The sequence below is a fragment of the Paenibacillus sp. USHLN196 genome (genome assembly GCF_037144955.1).
GTDB classification, from domain to species: Bacteria; Bacillota; Bacilli; order Paenibacillales; family Paenibacillaceae; genus Paenibacillus; species Paenibacillus xylanexedens_C.
Genome location: NZ_JBBCYH010000016.1, coordinates 1 through 18,977, shown reverse-complemented (window position 1 = coordinate 18,977; position 18,977 = coordinate 1). Strand labels below are relative to the sequence as shown.

The window sequence follows — 18,977 nt, the reverse complement described above, 5'->3', positions numbered from 1 at the left end:
TTAAGGGCTAACAGCTGCAGCCGAATTTTTCTTCACCGCCGAAGTCGAGGCGGGTTGGGTAATCATTATCAAAACATGCGAGGCAAAGCCCGCCCTTGGGATCATTCTGATTATCTCCCTGTATCGATGCAATCAGTCCATCCGGACTGAGGAACGACAGGGAATCCGCATTAATTTCACGGCAGATTTCTTCCACAGACAGCTGTGAGGCGATCAATTCGCGGCTGTCAGGCGTATCAATGCCATAGAAACACGGGTTTTTGAAAGGTGGTGATGTAATGCGGACATGAACCTCGGTTGCTCCTGCATCACGCAGCATGTTCACGATCCGCCGGGAAGTTGTTCCCCGTACAATGGAGTCGTCAATCATGACCACACGTTTGCCTTCCACGACGCGACGCACAGCGCTCAGCTTCATCTTCACGCCCTGTTCCCGCAGTTCCTGGCTCGGCTGGATAAACGTACGTCCGGTGTATTTGTTTTTGATCATACCCATCTCGTAAGGAATACCCGTTTGCTCCGCATAACCTATTGCCGCGGAAATACTGGAGTCAGGTACACCTGTGACCAGATCCGCATCCACAAACGCCTCAATCGCCATCCGGCTTCCCATCCGTTTACGGGCAGCATGCTGGTTCGTACCATTCATATCACTATCTGGACGGGCAAAATAAATATATTCCATCGCGCATAATGCCTTGCGGTGTTTGTGATGATCAAAGCGATCCTCGTGCAGACCATCGGCATCCAGCACAAGCAATTCACCCGGCTCGATATCACGAATCAATTCTGCGCCGATCGTTTCGAGTGCACAGGTCTCGGATGCAAACAGATAGGCATCACCGAGCTTACCCATCGTGAGCGGACGAAGTCCGTGTGGATCAGAAGCCACAAGCAGCTTGTCGTTGGTCATGATCAGAAATGCATAACCGCCCACAATGCGCTGGAACGCCTCTTTCGCCGCTTCTACAAGCCCTTTGGAGGAACGTGCAATTAGATGCGCAATGACCTCGGTATCACTTGTTGTTTGGAAAATGGAACCACTCTGCTCCAGCTCACGCCGGATCGTTGGTGCATTCACAATGTTTCCGTTAGTCGCCACTGCCAGATCACCATCACGGTATTTGAATACCAATGGCTGTGCGTTCGTCAGTTTACTGTCACCACTTGTTGAATACCGGACATGTCCAATGGAAATATCCCCGGTCAACGTCTGCATCAGGTCTTTGGTGAACACTTCCTTCACCAGACCCATGCCGCGGTGATAGTTAAACTGGCTACCATCACTCACACACATGCCTGCACTTTCTTCGCCCCGATGTTGCAGCGCATGCAGTCCATAATAGGAGAGCGAAGCCGCGTCAGGGTGTCTGAACACCCCGAACACGCCGCATTCTTCCTTCAATTTGTCGAGTCCTTCCTTGCCGGACCCTTCATTATAATAATCGCCTGTCCACAACGGTCCTGTCGTCAGTTCATGAGACATGGAATCGCATCCTCCCAGACCTGAGCCAAACCTCCTACAGGTTCGCTCACGGCTGATGTTCCGTTCAATTCAATCGTCAGGTTACTTCCTTCTACACGTCCAATCACAGCTACAGGTACACCGCGCTCACGTACAAATGCTTCAAGTTTCCCCGCTTGCTCTGGCGTAGCCGACAACAAGATACGGGATTGGCTCTCACTGAACAGAGCGTGATCTCCACGCAATGTCGTCTCCACATTCACCTGTGCTCCTACGTTACCACTGATGCAAGACTCTGCGAGTGCAACAGCCAATCCGCCTTCAGACAAGTCATGTGCCGAGCGAACGAGACCGGATTGAATAGCTTCCAGCACCGTGCTGAGCAACGCTTTTTCCGTTTGCAAATTCAGCTCTGGCGGACGGCCTTCTGTTTGACCATGAACCGCGTATTGCAGCTCGCTGCCACCCAGTTCAGCTTTTGTCTCACCGAGGAGGATGATAACATCACCTTCGGATTTGAATGCTTGTGTCGTGATATGATCCGTATCATGAACGAGACCTACCATACCGACAACTGGCGTTGGATAGATGGAGCCTTTGGCGTTTTCGTTATACAGACTTACGTTACCACCGATGACCGGCGTATCCAGCACACGACAGGCTTCTGCCATACCGTCTACGGCTTTCTCCATTTGCCAGAAAATATCCGGCTTCTCCGGATTACCGAAGTTCAGGTTGTCCGTGATCGCCAGCGGCTCCGCACCGGAACATACAATGTTACGCGCTGCTTCACTCACGGCAATCCGTCCACCAACTTCAGGATCAAGGTACACATAACGTCCGTTACAGTCCGTTGTCATCGCGAGACCTTTGCGTGTGCCACGAATCGTAACTACGGCTGCATCCGAACCTGGACGAACGGCAGTACTTGTACGCACCATGTAGTCGTATTGATCATACACCCATTTTTTACTTGCTACTGTTGGGGAAGCCAGCACTTGTTTCAACGCTCCGCCGAGATCCGACACTTCGTCGTAACGAAGCGTGTCGATGGAGGCACTTTGCTCGTAGTACGCAGGTACAGAAGACGGTTTGTCATACACTGGACATTCGTCAACCAATGCCGTTACTGGCATATCTCCGACCACTTCGCCGTGGTGGATCAATTTCAGACGACCGTCATCCGTTACTTTACCGACTTTGGCACAGATTACGCCCCAACGTTCAAAGATTTCCATCGCCTGCGCCTCGTCCTTCGGCTCAACGACGAACAACATACGTTCTTGGGACTCAGACAACATCATCTCGTAAGGCGTCATGCCTTCTTCACGCTGTGGTACCTGATCCAGATACAATTCCAGACCGTTACCCGCTTTACTTGCCATCTCTGCACTTGAACATGTCAGACCCGCAGCACCCATATCCTGAATACCGAGCACGATGCCCGTGTCGATCAATTCCAGACAGGATTCCATCACCAGTTTCTCCATAAACGGGTCACCGACCTGAACCGCTGTCCGTTGGGACTCGGATTCTTCCGTCAGTTCAACCGATGCAAAGGTTGCTCCATGAATACCATCCCGGCCTGTTGGTGGGCCCACATAGTAAACCGGGTTACCTACACCTTTAGCTACACCGCGCTGAATCTTGTCATGATCAATCAGACCCACACACATGGCGTTAACCAGTGGATTACCTTCGTAGCTCTCATCAAACATGACTTCGCCTGCAACGGTAGGAATACCGATACAGTTACCGTATCCAGCAATACCCGCTACAACATGTTCGAACAAATATTTAACGCGATCGCTCTCCAGCTTGCCGAAACGAAGGGAGTTCAGCAAGGCTACCGGTCTTGCGCCCATGGAGAAAATATCACGGATAATGCCGCCCACACCTGTTGCCGCACCTTGATAAGGCTCAACCGCGGAAGGATGGTTATGGCTTTCAATTTTGAATACAACGGCCTGGTTATCACCGATATCCACGATACCGGCACCTTCACCAGGTCCCATCAGGACACGTGGTCCAGTGGTTGGGAAACGGCGCAGCAATGGCTTGGAGTTTTTATAAGCACAATGCTCGGACCACATTACACTGAACACACCGATTTCCGTGTAGTTTGGCTTGCGCCCCATGAACTCACAGATCAGCTCATACTCGCTGTCAGATACGCCCATTTGTGCGTAAAGTTTATGTTCTGCGACCTGTTCTGCTGTTGGTTCCTTAGCGGATAGCTGCTGCGTCATGCCGATCCCTCCATGCTTTCAAAATAGATGTAAACATACGTTTGCCGTCTTCCGAACCAAACAGTGAATCCACTGCACGCTCTGGATGCGGCATCATGCCGACCACGTTTCCAGCCTCGTTACAGACTCCTGCAATATCACCTAGGGAACCGTTCGGGTTGGTGCCGTACGTAAATACGATCTGGTTGTTCGCTTGCAGACTCGCGAGCGTCTCCTCGTCGCAATAATAGTTGCCTTCACCGTGAGCAATCGGGATGATAATCTCTTCGCCCGGTGCATAGTCACGTGTAAATGGTGTACCAACGTTCGCCACTTTCAATACCGTATCGTGACAACGGAATTTCAGGGAAGTGTTGCGGATCAATGCACCTGGAAGCAATCCGGCTTCCGTCAGGATCTGGAATCCGTTGCAAATACCCAAAATATATTTACCTTGTTCAGCAGCTTTCGCTACCTCGTTCATAACCGGTGCAAAGCGGGAAATCGCTCCGCAACGCAAGTAGTCACCATAAGAGAAACCACCCGGAACCAAAATACAATCATAAGCCGAAAGATCTGTAGCCGTGTGCCATACATAATCAACCTCTTGCCCAATAGCATCTTCTACTGCCTTGTAACAGTCGATGTCGCAGTTGGAGCCAGGGAACACAAGAACTGCAAATTTCATGAGATTAACCCTCCAATTCGTAGCGGTAATCTTCAACAACGGTGTTGGCCAGTAGCTTTTCACACATGACTTTCAATCGTTTCTCCGCTTCCGCACGATCTGTTGTATCCAGGTTCAGTTCCATGACTTTACCGATCCGTACACTTTCCACTTCGTTGAATCCCATGGAATGCAGGGCTCCTTGAACAGCTACGCCTTGCGGGTCGAGTACGCTTTGCTTAATAGTGACATATACGGTTGCTTTGATCATGATCCTTATGTTCCTCCTCAGTAATGAACGGGATAAATGCTTTATGCTGTTAAAAATGGGGTGTGGAGCTCGCCCCGGGGCGGATTGTTCTTCCGGTCGCTTGTTGTCCCCAGGTTTTTTGATTGTTTTGAACCGCTGTGCGGTCAAAACCCGGGGACAAAGGCGAACGCTTCGCTCCTTTAAGAACAATTCCGCCCCTCCGCTAGTCCATGCGACGTTTTTTTAAAGGCTCAAACCTTTACGTTGCACGGTGGGTAATGGTCTAGCCTGACCATTACTTCAAAACAGTGAATGGTCTTTAAGTTACTTTAGTAACCTTACTATTTTTATATTGGTAGACTTCCTGTATGTGAAGAGAAGTCTTTGTTTTTTAATTGCCTCATCCCCCAGTTTGACACTGGCGGAGGGAAAGATTTGAGCTGGAGAAGCGTAAGCGTTCGCCTTTGCAACCGGAATGTTTCCTTTTGAAAAAAAGGATTCCAATCAAAACATTCCGGGGGCAACAGCGATCGAAAGCCAAACTTTCCCATAGCTCGCTCAAACGTTAGCTTCCTCAAACTTTCCTGTAGCCCGCTCAAACGTTAAACTTTATTATCTCGTTAAACGGTTATAAATATCGACGTATCTTGCGGTTGTTGCTTCAACTACCTCTTTTGGGAGTGGATCAGGTTTACTGTTCTTGTCCCAATCGGTTCCGGCGAGATAGGTGCGCACTGGCTCTTTATCCATGCTGTCGATTTCGATGTCCAGCTCATAGTTCTCTTTGGCCCAGAAGCGTGAAGCGTCTGGAGTGAAGATTTCGTCAATCAGGATGACCTTGCCATCCACGATGCCGAACTCGAATTTGCAGTCTGCGAGAATGATGCCACGCTGATCGCAATAGTCACGAGCGAATTCGTACAGGCGCAAGCTTTTTTCCTGAAGCTCAACCGCGAGGGCATCCCCGACTAGCTCTTTCATGCGAACCAATGGAATGTCTTCATCGTGACCAACATCATTTTTGGCTGCCGGTGTGAAAATGGGCACTTCGAGCTTGGCGTTTTTGCGAAGTCCATCAGGCAGCTTAATACCGTTCACTTCACCGCTTGTCTCATATTGTCTCCATCCACCACCAGTGATGTATCCACGCACGACACATTCAATATCAATGCGTTCCGCTTTGCGGGTTACCATGATGCGGTCTTTGAGCAATTCAGGGTCTGTGATGAGATCACCCAGTTGATTCACATCGGTATGCACCACGTGGTTCTCCATCATGTCACCCGTTAGTTCGAACCAGAAGCTGCTAAGTTTATTTAGTACGTTTCCTTTCTCAGGAACCGCCGGATCCAACACGTAATCGAATGCCGAGATTCGGTCGGTAACCACGATCAGAAAATGTTCACCCAGATCGTACAATTCACGTACTTTTCCTTTATATAACAGAGGTGCTTTAACGAGATCTGCCGCAGTGGACAGTGCCATGGGCTCACCTTCTTTCAGGAGATGTAAAGTATACGTCCAATTCCCCTTATCACGCGGGTCCACTCCGAATGCAGAACAACCTTCCGATCGCTGTTATCCCCAGATTTTTTGATTCCACTTTTGCAAAGTGAAAATCCGGGGATAAAGGCGAGCGCTTTGCTTCTTCAGGTTTTTTCTGCCTTCTCCGTTCCAGCGTGAACACATAATCAACCTATACTTTTAGGGAGTATAATAATTCAAAGCCTTAATATATTAGTCGTTCAAGCCGAGCTTTTTGAAGATCGTGTCTACGTGCTTCAGGTGCCAAGACGGGTTAAACGCATCTGCGATTTCTTCTTCGTTCAGCACTTCCGTGATCTCCGGTGTGGATTTCACGATATCCTGGAACTGACGTTGTTCTTCCCATGCTTGCATCGCACGTGGTTGAACGGTATCGTATGCTTGCTCGCGGCTGAAACCTTTGTCGATCAGCTTCGTCATGATGCGACCGGAGAATGGTACCCCGTAGGTACGCTCCATGTTGCGTTTCATGTTTTCAGGGAATACCGTCAGGTTCTTCACGATGTTACCAAAACGGTTCAGCATGTAGTTCAGCAGCATCGTTGCATCCGGCAGAATGATACGTTCTACGGAAGAATGTGAGATGTCGCGCTCATGCCAGAGCGTTACGTTCTCGTATGCGGATACCATGTGTCCACGAATAACACGGGACAGACCTGAGATGTTTTCACTACCAATTGGGTTACGCTTGTGCGGCATTGCTGAAGATCCTTTTTGACCTTTAGCAAAAGCTTCTTCCACTTCACGGAACTCACTCTTCTGCAGTGCACGTACCTCAGTAGCGAACTTGTCCAGGGACGTTGCGATCAACGCCAGTGTAGCCATATATTCCGCGTGACGGTCACGTTGCAATGTTTGAGTCGAGATCGGCGCAGGCTTCGTGCCGAGCTTCTCACAGACAAACTCTTCGACAAACGGATCAATGTTCGCATATGTTCCAACTGCGCCTGAGATTTTGCCATATTGTACATTGTCTGCTGCATGACGGAAACGCTCCAGGTTCCGTTTCATCTCTTCATGCCACAACGCCATTTTCAGTCCAAATGTTGTTGGCTCTGCATGCACCCCGTGCGTACGTCCCATCATTGGTGTGTGCTGATAAGCCAGTGCTTTTTCACGCAGAATTTCAATGAAATTCACGATATCCTTTTCCAGAATCTCATTCGCTTGACGCAGTACATAACCCAGAGCCGTATCCACGACATCTGTGGAAGTCAGTCCGTAGTGCACCCATTTCCGCTCCGCACCCAGACTTTCAGATACCGTACGTGTAAATGCGATAACGTCATGACGTGTTTCCTGTTCAATCTCATAGATACGGTCGATGTCAAAAGATGCATTCTGACGAAGCAATGCCGCTTCTTCCTTAGGGATTACACCCAGTTCGGCCCATGCCTCACATGCACAAATTTCAACTTCCAGCCACGATTGGAATTTGTTCTCTTCGGTCCAGATGGCTCTCATTTCGGGTCTGCTATAACGTTCAATCATGAATTTGTATTCCTCCAGAGATTAGTTTGTTCAATCCATTGTAATCCTTCTTCAACATCCTGACAGAGCAGATTCACATGCCCCATCTTCCGTCCTGTTTTCGCTTCGGTTTTACCATATATGTGAAGCTTGGGAATCACACCGAGTTCTATCGCTTCCGCATCAGGCTGCCCTGTTCTTGCGATAATGCCTTCGAGATGTTCTCCAAGCACATTGACCATAACGACCGGACTCAATAACGAAGTGTCACCCAGCGGTAGTCCGCAGATCGCACGGATATGTTGTTCGAACTGTGATGTTGCACAGGCTTCCATCGTATAGTGTCCCGAATTGTGGGGTCTTGGTGCCAACTCGTTGACGTACAGTCTTCCATCCGCCGCTACAAACAGTTCCACAGCCAGCAGTCCAACAGCCTTCATCGATTCTGCCACTGCTGCTGCCAGTTTCTGTGCTTCAATCTGGATGTCTGCTGCGACTCTAGCCGGCACGATTGACGCATGCAAAATGTTGTTCACATGCATGTTCTCCGCTGGCGGGAACGTCTTGATCTCCCCATTTGTGCTACGCGCTACAACGACCGAAATCTCGCATTCAAACTTGATGAATTGCTCCAACACCAATTCCGCACCAGTAGCTGCAAGTTCTTCGTATGCCGCAACAGCCTGACTCGCTTCCCGGATGACCCGTTGGCCTTTGCCATCGTAGCCTCCAGTCACCGTCTTCAGTACACATGGAACGCCAAGTTCGCTTACAGCTGCAAGCATTGTATCCGCACTTGTGATTTCCCGATAAGGCGCGACTCTTACTCCAGCCGCTTCAATCGCTCGTTTTTCCCGCAACCGATGTTGTGTGGTGTACAATAACGCACTTCCTTGCGGAACGTAGGACTCACGTTCGAGTAACGCAGCGACTTCTGCATCTACATTTTCGAACTCATACGTAATGACATCGCATTGCCGAGCTAGCTCAAGCGCAGCTTTGGCATCGTCATATCCTGCTTCGATCTGACGAGCGATTTGACCACAAGGTGCATCCGAGGCGGGATCAAGGGTAACAAATCGATAACCCATTGCCGTGCCTGCGAGCGTCATCATGCGTCCGAGCTGTCCGCCTCCAAGAATGCCAATGGTTGTTTTCCCGGGCAGCAGGACTTGCTGTAGTTCTCCTGCTATACCGGATTGGTTCCCGGCTCTACTCATAGTTCTTCACTGCTTTCGAGTACTTCTTGTTTGATGCGCTCTCTTCGAGCTTCAGAGCGACGTTGGACATCCGGGTCAAATGCACCGATCATCTGAGCTGCGAGCAGACCTGCATTGGTAGCCCCCGCCTTACCGATTGCAACGGTTGCAACGGGAATCCCGCCAGGCATCTGAACAATGGACAACAAGGAATCGAGACCGTTCAATGCTTTGGACTGAACCGGAACGCCAATGACTGGAAGCATCGTTTTGGCTGCTACCATACCTGGTAGATGTGCTGCCCCGCCTGCACCTGCAATGATCACCTTGAATCCTCGATCAATCGCTTGCTCTGCGTATTCAAACATCAAATCCGGTGTACGATGGGCGGAGACCACCTTTTTCTCATACCCAATCTCCAGCTCGTCCAGCACCTCGCACGCATATTTCATCGTTTCCCAATCCGACTTGCTGCCCATAATTACAGCGACTTGCAGTGACATGAATACATCCAACTCCCGTCTGAGCTTTTTTGATTACATCTGGTATTAATGAATTCATTTTACGTGTGAAATGAAAAAATCCGCTACCCGCGAAAACATCACATTTTCTCCGGACACCGGACTCCAAGAAATACGTATCCCTCATTTGGGCATGCCAAAAGGGGCTTGCTGTCCGCATCTAGTTGCATGCGACTCTCAGCCGTATCTCCTCGTAGTCCGGAAATTTACGGTTCCCGGGTAGATACTTCCGGGCCCTATTCCCGGCGTTATACGAGCAAATATCTATTCAAACCAGCTTGATTCGTTTTGTTATATCTTATTACACATTTCGTTCCTACTCGACCTTATTCTTACCTGATCGACACATCTAACATTCTAACAATCCCCTACAGCTAATGTCAACTTAAAGACGAACATTTAACATATTGACAAATATAATGTTCGGGAATTGCTTCATTACATTCACTTAGTCATCCATTTCATCCCATAAAAGAAAGCCGGCTCCTCTTCAATCTCTCGAAGACAACCGGCTTCCTGCTTTTAGTGTGTTCACACACTTCATCTATTATTTTACGATCAGTACTGGAACCTGAGCATGCTGAACCACATTGTGACTGACACTACCCAGGACAAATTCCCGAATTCCACCCAGTCCGCGGCTACCAATAATAATGATATCAGAATTATTTTCTTTGGCAAAATCAAGCAACACTTCTGCAGCAGCCCCTTGAATCAGGTCCACGTTGGCCGTTACACCAGCAGCCCGGATTCGCTCTTTCGCTTCATCCGTCGTCTGCACCGCCAGATTGTAATAATCATTATTAAGTGAAGGTGGCAGCGGGGCCAACCCCTCACCAATGAATATACGCGGGAAATCAAAAGCATGAATGACATCCAATACAGCGTCCGGGGACACTTTAGCTAGCTCAATCGCACGATCAAGAGCTTTATTTGAAGCTTTGGAACCATCATAAGCCACTAATATTTTGGAAAATAACATGTGAATCCCGTCCCTTCCTTTATATGTAGAACACGCGAAGCAAGCTTCGGTCTGACATGCAATAAACTAACCGTTAAATAACAGAACCATATAACTCCTTAAACGTTCCAGAGCCACACTGAACCATTCATACGAATGAATTTACATATCAAACAAACCATCGATACATCCTTCACTGATGCTTATGCTCAATCCGATATCTCCAATCCTATAAAACCACAGAAGGAATGGTTACGCATGTGTTCCATGTGTTCATTGAATAAAGTAACCATAGATTACTGCATTCAGGAACAACAACAACGGAATACCAATGGTGAAGCTGGGATGTTTGGTTTTGTGCCTTTTCCGATACATCGCGATCCAGACTCCTAGAGCTCCGCCTATAAATGCAAGCAGGAATAACGTCCGTTCAGGTGTACGATCACGACGTTGCTGTGCACGCCTCTTATCATCCGACATCACCAGATAACCAACTACATTAATAAATAAAAACCACAATATAAGTCCAGTTAGCATAAAATTCTAGCGGTCCCCCTATCCCGGGACATCTCCCTGTCTCCATTATAATCCTCAGCAGAGACATGTTCAACGCGGGCAGGGAACCGCATCATTTTGAAGAGACAATCTTGTTAGATCGACAGTTTAGATGATTTTAGGACTCCTGCTTGGGAATACCGTTCAGACTTGGTACTCTTTTGGCTGCTTTGGCTGGACGAACAGCGATGTTTTCTTCCCGAATGCTATCTTTGTTCTGCTGGTTATGGATCTTTTCGGGTTTGTTATGCGGCATATGGGTATCACCTCCTTGGCTTACGTTGCCTGAAAACAGAGGATCTTATACCGCATCACATGTATGATTAGGGATAAGCGCAGCAATCACTCTCCATAACATTAGTTATTCGCAAATAACGTTACATGCGTGATGCGATCTGCACTAACTCAGAGCCTGCTCTACTCTCCCTTTTTCTCCATAGCCGCCTTCAGCAGATCTCCAAGGTTAGACCCAATGGACTCCTGCTTCGCATATTGTTTCACCAGCTTTTGCTGATCCCGTTTGTTCACATGCTGTTTGTCCTTATCCAATGTTTCTGTGATACCGCATGGCAGACATTGCACGTACAGCCCCGCCTTGCCTTCTTTGATTTCCATCTTTTTGTGGCACTGCGCACAACGACGATTGGACAGTCTCTTCTCTGCCGAACGACGATAACCGCAGTCCTCGGTAGGACATACAAGGAATTTGCCACGCTTGCCCTTCTTCTCCAGTAATCGTGCATTACAGTCGGGGCAATGGCTATTCGACACATTATGCGGCTTATACTCCGCTTTGCTGCCCTTTACCGTAGACACAAGCTCTTTCGCCATTGAACGGATACTATCCAGGAATGGTTCCGGTTTCCCTTGCCCACGAGCGATGCGTTCCAGTTCAGCTTCCCAGCGGGCAGTTAGATCCGGTGTACGTAGCTGCGGAGCAGCCAGTTCAATCAACTGTTTTCCTTTGCCGGTTGGATGCATGCTGTTGCCTTGACGATCAATGGTATCAGAACTAACCAGCTTCTCAATAATATCCGCTCGTGTCGCCGGAGTACCCAGTCCATACTTCTCCATTTGGGATAGCAAAGCAGCTTCGGTATATCGTTTGGGCGGCATCGTCCGGCCACTTTTAATATGACAACGCTGAACTGTCACAGACTGTCCTTGCTGCACATCTGGCAAAAGCGCACGCTCATGGTCGGATGTATCATCAGCACGGTCATCGTCATCATCGCTGTAATCGCCGCCGTAGACTTCACGCCATCCACTTTCTTTCACCGTTGTGCCTTTGGCATGGAAGGAATCGCTCCCCACCTGCACCGTGATCGCAACCGAATCATACTTCGCTGCCGGGTAGAAAAGGCTGATAAAACGACGTACGATCAGATCGTACAACTTGCGTTCCTCAGGGTTCAATTGATTCAGAAGCACCGTCTGCTCTGTTGGAATGATTGCATGGTGATCGGTCACTTTGCTGTCATCCACAATACGTTTGGTGATATTCAGATTTTTGCGCAGCAAAGGACGTGCCAGCGATGCGTAAGGTCCAATGGCTACACTGTCCAGCCGCTCTTTCAACGTTGCTGTCATATCCGAAGTCAGGTACCGACTGTCCGTACGCGGATATGTCACAAGCTTGTGTTGTTCATACAGACGTTGCAGGACGTTTGATGTTTGCTTCGCCGAGAAACCGTATTTCCGGTTGGCATCCCGTTGTAGTTCCGTCAGGTCATATGCCAGTGGATGTGGCTCCACCTTCTCGCTTTTCTTCACTTGAGCAATCGTGCCCTTGCGTCCGTCTACCCGTTTCTTTAATTCCTGAGTTTCTTGAGGGTGGAAGATTCGCGAATCTCCTCCCGCCGCCCGCCACACAGCCTGAAAACCTCCCAGATCTGCCGTTAATGTCTCATACTCCTGCGAGCGGAAACCGTTAATTTCATTTTCCCTGTCCATAATCATACCCAAGGTTGGCGTCTGAACCCGCCCAGCAGATAACTGTGCATTAAAGCGAACGGTTAGTGCCCGTGTCACATTAAGTCCAATCATCCAATCGGCTTCCGCCCGACAACGTGCTGATTCGTAGAGACGGTCGAACTGACTGCCTGGCTTCAGCGAGGCAAATCCGTCTTTGATCGCCTTATCCGTCTGGGATGAAATCCACAGGCGTTTGAAAGGTTTTTTCCACCCCGCCATCTGCATGATCCAACGGGCCAACAATTCTCCCTCACGGGCCGCATCCGTGGCAATGACTAGCTCCCCTACATCCTGACGCTTCATCAGCTGTTGGACCGCTTTATATTGATGGTTGGTCTCTTTGAGCACCTTCAGTTTCGTACGCTCTGGCAGAATTGGCAGGTCCTCCAGATTCCATGTTGCATACTTCTTATCGTAATCCTCCGGCTCAGCTAATCCAACCAGATGCCCAAGCGCCCAGGTAACGATATATTTTGGGCCTTCCATATAACTTTTATGTTTATCACGCGCACCCATGACTCTGGCTATTTCACGTGCTACAGATGGTTTTTCTGCGAGTACTAATGTCTTCACTTCATATCTCTTCCTCTCTGATAAAACCTTATGTCACTTTTATTCTATCTTTTCATTATATCATTTCGTGGTAAAGATATGCTCTGTCTTCGTTCTTGCCTTGTCTACTTTCATCATCTAACCTCACGTTTAATCATTATGTAATACACATGTTATATTTAATTACACAAAAGTCTTTGATAGTTTTCCTGAGTACACGTAATCGGAAGCATCAATTAGTATTAATACTGTAAAGTATTGATGTATACGTTTTTTTGGATAAATATAAACATTGTAAGATTACCTAACATGACTATAGAATGTGTCAAAAGCATATAAACCAGATTAACGAACACACACATCAATGGGACACACGAAGGGAGCGTGGATGCATGACTTATCATGGATCTGTATTAAAAAAAAGTGGGGCTTTGTTATTGGCGGGGGCTGTTGTTGCCACAACATGGGGAGGAACGGTTCCATCGGCATCCGCCGCAACAGCAACGTCTACGAGCAAAACTACGGTTGTAGCTGTAACCGCAGGTAAAGCGCCTGCTACTGCCGCAGCATTTGCTAAGGCTATGGAAGAAGCCGCAACACTTGCAGGTGTTCCTTTTACCATGGACAAGCTCTCTGGCTCAAGCGTACAACGTAAAGATGCTGCGGTCGCCTTGCAACAATGGCTCGAACTTGAGTCTGCTTCCGAATCATTCAAAGATGTTCCAGATCAAGCTTCCTATTCGGGTGCTGTCGGGGCATTGAATACTGCAGGTTTAATGAGAGGTTATACCGAATCCCTCTTCCTTCCAAACGCTGTGCTTACGGAGAATGACCTATCTGTACTGAAAGACCGCATTTATAACTACATAAAACCGTTTGTCCTGGAGGAAGCAACCATCATGGATCTCCAGGCCGCCATGACGCAAGGAAAACTGACATCGAAAGAGCTGGTTCAGAAATATCTAGATCGCATTGAAAAATACGATGACCAAGGTGTAAGCATAAACGCTGTATTAACACTGAACCCGGATGCACTCCAAATTGCAGAGCAATTGGATGAAGAACGTGCAGCTCAAGGTGCTCGTGGACCTCTGCATGGCGTTCCGATTCTAGTCAAAGATAACTTCGATACCAACGATATGCCGACAACCGCAGGCTGTATCTGTCTGAAAGATTCCATTCCTGCTCACGATGCTGAACAAGTGAAGAAGCTAAAAGCAGCTGGCGCCATTATTTTGGGTAAAACAAACCTGCATGAATTCGCATTTGGCATCACGACATCCAGCTCATTGGGTGGACAAACACTGAACCCTTACGCCCTGGACCACTATCCAGGTGGCTCTAGCGGAGGAACAGGTGCTGCCATTGCATCTAACTTTGCTGCAGCTGGGATGGGTACGGACACTGGCGGTTCGATCCGAATCCCGTCCAGCTTCAACAGCCTCGTGGGTATCCGTCCAACCATCGGACTGTCCAGCCGTGAAGGCATTATCCCATTGGCGTTGACACAAGATGTCGGCGGACCTATGGCTCGTACCGTTAGTGACGCTGCAATCATGCTGGATGCTACAGCCGGATATGATAAAAAGGATGTGGCTACAGCTTACGCAGTTGGAAAAATCCCTACCAGCTATACAGACTTCTTGGATGTAAACGGGTTGAAAGGTGCACGCATTGGTGTGGCCACTGAACTCATCCCAAGTACCAAAGCTGAAGAAAAAGCCGTAGCTGACGTGATCAACACAGCTGTGGAAGAATTGAAGTCACTGGGCGCTACTGCAGTTCCCATTTCCATCCCCAACTTGACTGAGATCAATAAATACCCAAGTCTCAGCGGATATGAATTCAAGTTCCAACTGAATGACTATCTGGACTCATTGGGCGCAGATGCTCCATATCACAGTCTGTCCGAGATCATCGCTTCCGGAGAGTTCGACAAATCTCAGGAGCAATCCATGAAGACGCGGGATGCTCGCCAAACGTTGGAGACTACAGAGTACAAGGACATCGTTCTGAAACGTACCCAAGTTACACGTGAGTCCCTGCTGAAAGTTATGGCAGACAACAACCTGGATGCCATCATCTATCCTACATCTACGCAGGCAGCTGGTGTTATTGGCGAAGGACAAAACTCTGGTGGTAACAACCGTTTGAGTCCTTTCTCCGGCTTCCCGGCGATCACGGTCCCTGCTGGTTTCACAACCGATGGGTTACCTGTAGGTATGGAATTCCTGGGTCGCGCCTTTGATGAAGGAACCTTGATCAAGCTGGCTTACAGTTACGAACAAGGAACTCATCACCGCCAAGCCCCTAAGCTTACACCATAAAACATTTATGGGATTAAGCAATTCGTGTTAACTCAAAAAGAAACATAGCCATAATCGCATTCCTTCAAACGAACTACCTCAAAAAAGAGACCACCCTCTTCATGACTGCATGAAGTCCGGGTGGTCTCTTTTGTCTATTCTATTTATCTATTTGTTACATACAGTCGTGTGTCATTCATTCCTAAACCCTGTCCGGTACGCCCCATTTGAGCACCAGGCCAGCGTAAGTCAAGCCACCGCCAAAGCCAAAGAGAGCTACGCTCTGTCCTTCTTTTAACTTCCCTTCATCCACTGCAATCTGCAGTGCCAGCGGAATGGAAGCGGCAGATGTGTTCCCACGATACTCAACACTGGTTAACGTACGTTCCAAGGGAACCGGTCCACGTTCGCATACAGCCTCAATCATTCTCATGTTGGCACTATGCGGGACAAACCAGTCAATCTGCTCAGATCTTAACCCAGCTTTCGTTATAAGATTACCCAATTGCTCTGGAATCGTCCGTACAGCCCACTTATAAATCTCTCGGCCATTCTGAACCAAACAACCTTCACCCTGTAATGGTACACCATTCATTTCTGAAGACAAGCCACTCTTATAGAGATGTACACCACCATCTCCATGCGTGCCTGATATGGCTGCCATAAAGTCACCTTCTCCAGCTGCTGATCTCTCCACCAAGAAGGCTCCCGCTCCGTCACCAAACAATACGCAAGTCGTGCGGTCAGTGTAATCCGTAATTTTGGATAAAGTCTCTGCTCCAATAACCAGCACTTTACGGTACATTCCACTGGTCACCAGACTATCAGCTAGCTGTAGCCCGTAGGTAAAACCAGCGCATGCAGCATTTAAATCCAGTACGCCCGTGTGTGGGATTTTAAGGTTAGCCTGTACCCGGGATGCCGTACTTGGAAAAGCATATTCAGGTGTGCTTGTAGCTACAAGGATCATATCCACATCTTCTACACTTACTTGGTAACGATGTATCATGTCTTCCACAGCCTTCGTAGCCAGGTCAGATACAAACTGATCCTCGGCTGCAATTCTTCGTTCTCTCATGCCTGTACGCTGTACGATCCATTCGTCACTTGTCTCGACCAATTTCTCCAGATCAGCATTCGTTAATATTCGATCCGGTACATACGTCCCCATTGCCGTGATGGTTGCCTTTGATTGATGATTCATACCGGTAGTCACCTCTTTTGTTTTTTATTATTATAGCACTAAGTCTTAGAACTTGGTACTAATTTATGAAAAGACAGCTCAATTCTTTGCGAAATATAAAAGATGTACTCTGCTTGTGGAAGGATGGAAGCATCGTTCAAGAGCGTTCAACACTGACTTTTGCCAGATTGCTGGACTGTGGTTGTGTCCTGGCAATAGCTAGTTTACGAACTTCACCTCCGGAAAGCGGCTATCCGGTCCTTTCATTAAGTTTCCGCCTTGATTTTTCAGATACATATTGAAGAAATCCAGCATATAGGCATTGATCACGGAGTTCGCTCTTTCGGGCGCAATCTTTCCTGTAATGCCCAGCATGTTAAAAATCGGAGAAATGAACTGTACATCGGCAAAATTCAAATGCTCCGTATTATCGATATAGAGGACTTGTCCCCCTTCGTCCACCGTTTCGCGCATCCGTTCAAGCTCTAACTTTTTATCTTCCGTTACTTGATCCTCCCACTCTCTTGTCGAGCCCATAAGGTTAAGCTCTGCATCCGTGTAGACCTGTTTATCCATCACCCTTTTTAATTTTTCGGAATAGCTTTCCGAGTTGATGAACAAAAACGGCTTTCGCAGCCCCTCTCTTTCACGCAGTCGATAAAGCCCTCCATCTAAGTCTATTCCAACCGTGATTCTCGGATCGTAAGAAGCGTCATAGGCCGTCGCTCCGCCTATGGAATGACCGAACACCCCGACATGACCGAGATCGATCCTCCCTTTTAGATGACTTGGAATCTGCCCCGATTGAATGAGGTCAAATTGGTCCAGCGCAAATGCCACATCTTCGGTTAAAACTTTTCCCAACTTGTCTCGAACTTCCCTTCCCGTCTGGTAATCATGATCGGGCGAGAATAAGTTGTCGGTTGTACTGGTCGTGATTCGGCCATCCGGAAACATGGTCGCAAATGTATTGTAGGTGTGGTCGATCACAGCCACGATATATCCGTGACTCGCTAGATTTTCGGCTTGCGAAGTATGGAGGAACTTGGAAGAGACGTTTCCAGGATTTGCAAGGATTAACGGGTATGAGGCCTGTTCCGAAGAGACTTCGCCCCCCGAATATGAATGACTGGATACATACTTCAGGTGTTGAAAAGTAAACCCGGGAAGACCAAAGTTCTCCCCCATATAAGATAAAATCCGGGTATCAGGGATAAAGGGAGCGTACTCCCCAGTACCAGCTTCAGTCGGATACCATACCTGAACCATCAATTCTCTCTTGCCCGTCGTGGTTTTTCCAAATGTCTCCTCTCGGTTAGGGTCGACGAAATGGAAGACTTGCGTACCTACCTTCAACTTGCCGGTTGGCGCAGGAAGGTCGAATACGGGAAACACATAGTTAAGGCACGCTGTTGCGATTAACCCAATCACAATTAAAAGGGGACCCAGCACTTTACGGATTCGCGAGGTAGTCCGTACGGTTTTCTGCGTTATGAAAATATTTATAATTGAAAGCATAAGCATCAGGATCGTAAATCCGTATAAAAGTAAAAGCTGAAGCCTGTATCCTTCGACAAGAAGATGTATCACTAAAAAAATGGAGCCTGCTCCGCTTGTCAGGAGCAAAGCAGATCTCCTGATACGTTGATTGAAAATAAATGGGATTGCCACTAATAAAACACTTGAAAAGAACAACAGTATTTCAAAAAGCCTCACGACTACTCCCCCTAAAAATTAATCCTATTGATGGATAGGATTAATATACAGGAGCAGCAAGATTAGTACCTATTGATCTAGATTACAATCACCTTACACTCTTGTAAGATTGTTATCAAGTATGTATCCAGGTTGCTGGTTAAGTGCACATCTGGATATCTGAGGTGAATTGGGTAATAAAAAAACAGCCCATCAAATCTGAGCTGTTCCTAATTTCATAGATCCAATTAGACAAAAATAAAAACCACCACCGAATAACATCGGCAGTGGTTCTTTGCTTGGCGGCGTCCTACTCTCCCAGGACCCTGCGGTCCAAGTACCATCGGCGCTAGAGGGCTTAACGGTCGTGTTCGGGATGGGTACGTGTGGAACCCCTCCGCCATCG

General features: G+C 48.0%; 15 protein-coding genes, 1 rRNA gene and 1 riboswitch. Of the genes, 1 reads left to right on the top strand and 15 read right to left on the bottom strand.

Annotation, left to right across the window (positions count from 1 at the left end; all coding sequences use genetic code 11):
- Positions 1-7: 7 nt before the first annotated feature.
- The 12 genes from purF to WFI24_RS28385 form a co-directional block, all read right to left on the bottom strand.
- Complete coding sequence (gene purF, locus WFI24_RS28440) at positions 8-1,486, bottom strand: amidophosphoribosyltransferase (protein WP_336765300.1); 1,479 nt, start codon at positions 1,484-1,486, stop codon at positions 8-10.
- On the bottom strand, positions 1,471-3,714 hold the full coding sequence (gene purL, locus WFI24_RS28435) for a phosphoribosylformylglycinamidine synthase subunit PurL (protein ID WP_062329967.1): 2,244 nt from the start codon (positions 3,712-3,714) through the stop codon (positions 1,471-1,473). Before purL ends, purF begins: the two co-directional genes overlap by 16 nt.
- Positions 3,692-4,381: a phosphoribosylformylglycinamidine synthase subunit PurQ gene (purQ, locus tag WFI24_RS28430; protein WP_336765299.1), complete on the bottom strand. Its 690-nt coding sequence runs from the start codon at positions 4,379-4,381 to the stop codon at positions 3,692-3,694. Before purQ ends, purL begins: the two co-directional genes overlap by 23 nt.
- Positions 4,382-4,385: 4 nt before the next feature.
- Positions 4,386-4,631 (bottom strand): phosphoribosylformylglycinamidine synthase subunit PurS, encoded by a 246-nt coding sequence (gene purS / locus WFI24_RS28425; protein WP_017690695.1) that lies wholly within the window; start codon positions 4,629-4,631, stop codon positions 4,386-4,388.
- Between the two features lie 591 nt (positions 4,632-5,222).
- Positions 5,223-6,095, bottom strand: coding sequence for a phosphoribosylaminoimidazolesuccinocarboxamide synthase (locus WFI24_RS28420; RefSeq protein ID WP_336765298.1), 873 nt, complete (start codon positions 6,093-6,095; stop codon positions 5,223-5,225).
- A 252-nt stretch (positions 6,096-6,347) separates the two neighbouring features.
- On the bottom strand, positions 6,348-7,646 hold the full coding sequence (gene purB / locus WFI24_RS28415; protein WP_047840491.1) for an adenylosuccinate lyase: 1,299 nt from the start codon (positions 7,644-7,646) through the stop codon (positions 6,348-6,350).
- Entirely contained in the window at positions 7,643-8,845 is a 1,203-nt protein-coding gene (gene purK / locus WFI24_RS28410; RefSeq protein ID WP_336765297.1) for a 5-(carboxyamino)imidazole ribonucleotide synthase, read from the bottom strand. Before purK ends, purB begins: the two co-directional genes overlap by 4 nt.
- Positions 8,842-9,327 carry a 5-(carboxyamino)imidazole ribonucleotide mutase gene (gene purE, locus WFI24_RS28405; protein WP_145326161.1) on the bottom strand — a complete coding sequence of 162 codons (486 nt, stop codon included), beginning with the start codon at positions 9,325-9,327 and terminating at the stop codon, positions 8,842-8,844. Before purE ends, purK begins: the two co-directional genes overlap by 4 nt.
- A gap of 192 nt (positions 9,328-9,519) precedes the next feature.
- A riboswitch (purine riboswitch) is annotated at positions 9,520-9,621 on the bottom strand.
- 271 nt (positions 9,622-9,892) lie between these two features.
- Positions 9,893-10,327, bottom strand: a complete 435-nt coding sequence (locus tag WFI24_RS28400; RefSeq protein ID WP_336765296.1) for a universal stress protein — start codon at positions 10,325-10,327, stop codon at positions 9,893-9,895.
- Positions 10,328-10,579: 252 nt separating this feature from the next.
- Positions 10,580-10,843: a DUF1294 domain-containing protein gene (locus WFI24_RS28395; protein ID WP_336765295.1), complete on the bottom strand. Its 264-nt coding sequence runs from the start codon at positions 10,841-10,843 to the stop codon at positions 10,580-10,582.
- Between the two features lie 136 nt (positions 10,844-10,979).
- Positions 10,980-11,117: a hypothetical protein gene (locus tag WFI24_RS28390; protein ID WP_186327993.1), complete on the bottom strand. Its 138-nt coding sequence runs from the start codon at positions 11,115-11,117 to the stop codon at positions 10,980-10,982.
- A 161-nt stretch (positions 11,118-11,278) separates the two neighbouring features.
- A complete protein-coding gene (locus WFI24_RS28385) occupies positions 11,279-13,408 on the bottom strand; it encodes a DNA topoisomerase III (RefSeq protein ID WP_336765294.1) in 2,130 nt (709 codons plus the stop codon).
- A 371-nt stretch (positions 13,409-13,779) separates the two neighbouring features.
- Here WFI24_RS28385 and WFI24_RS28380 point away from each other — a divergent pair, with 371 nt between their 5' ends.
- Complete coding sequence (locus tag WFI24_RS28380; RefSeq protein ID WP_336765293.1) at positions 13,780-15,714, top strand: amidase family protein; 1,935 nt, start codon at positions 13,780-13,782, stop codon at positions 15,712-15,714.
- Positions 15,715-15,895: 181 nt separating this feature from the next.
- On the opposite strand, the gene WFI24_RS28375 is transcribed toward WFI24_RS28380, so the two are convergent.
- The 3 genes from WFI24_RS28375 to rrf all read right to left on the bottom strand — a co-directional run.
- Complete coding sequence (locus tag WFI24_RS28375) at positions 15,896-16,897, bottom strand: ketoacyl-ACP synthase III (RefSeq protein ID WP_336765292.1); 1,002 nt, start codon at positions 16,895-16,897, stop codon at positions 15,896-15,898.
- Between the two features lie 198 nt (positions 16,898-17,095).
- Positions 17,096-18,592, bottom strand: coding sequence for an alpha/beta hydrolase family protein (locus tag WFI24_RS28370; protein WP_336765291.1), 1,497 nt, complete (start codon positions 18,590-18,592; stop codon positions 17,096-17,098).
- A 276-nt stretch (positions 18,593-18,868) separates the two neighbouring features.
- Positions 18,869-18,977, bottom strand: a 5S ribosomal RNA gene (gene rrf, locus WFI24_RS28365); the annotation flags it as partial.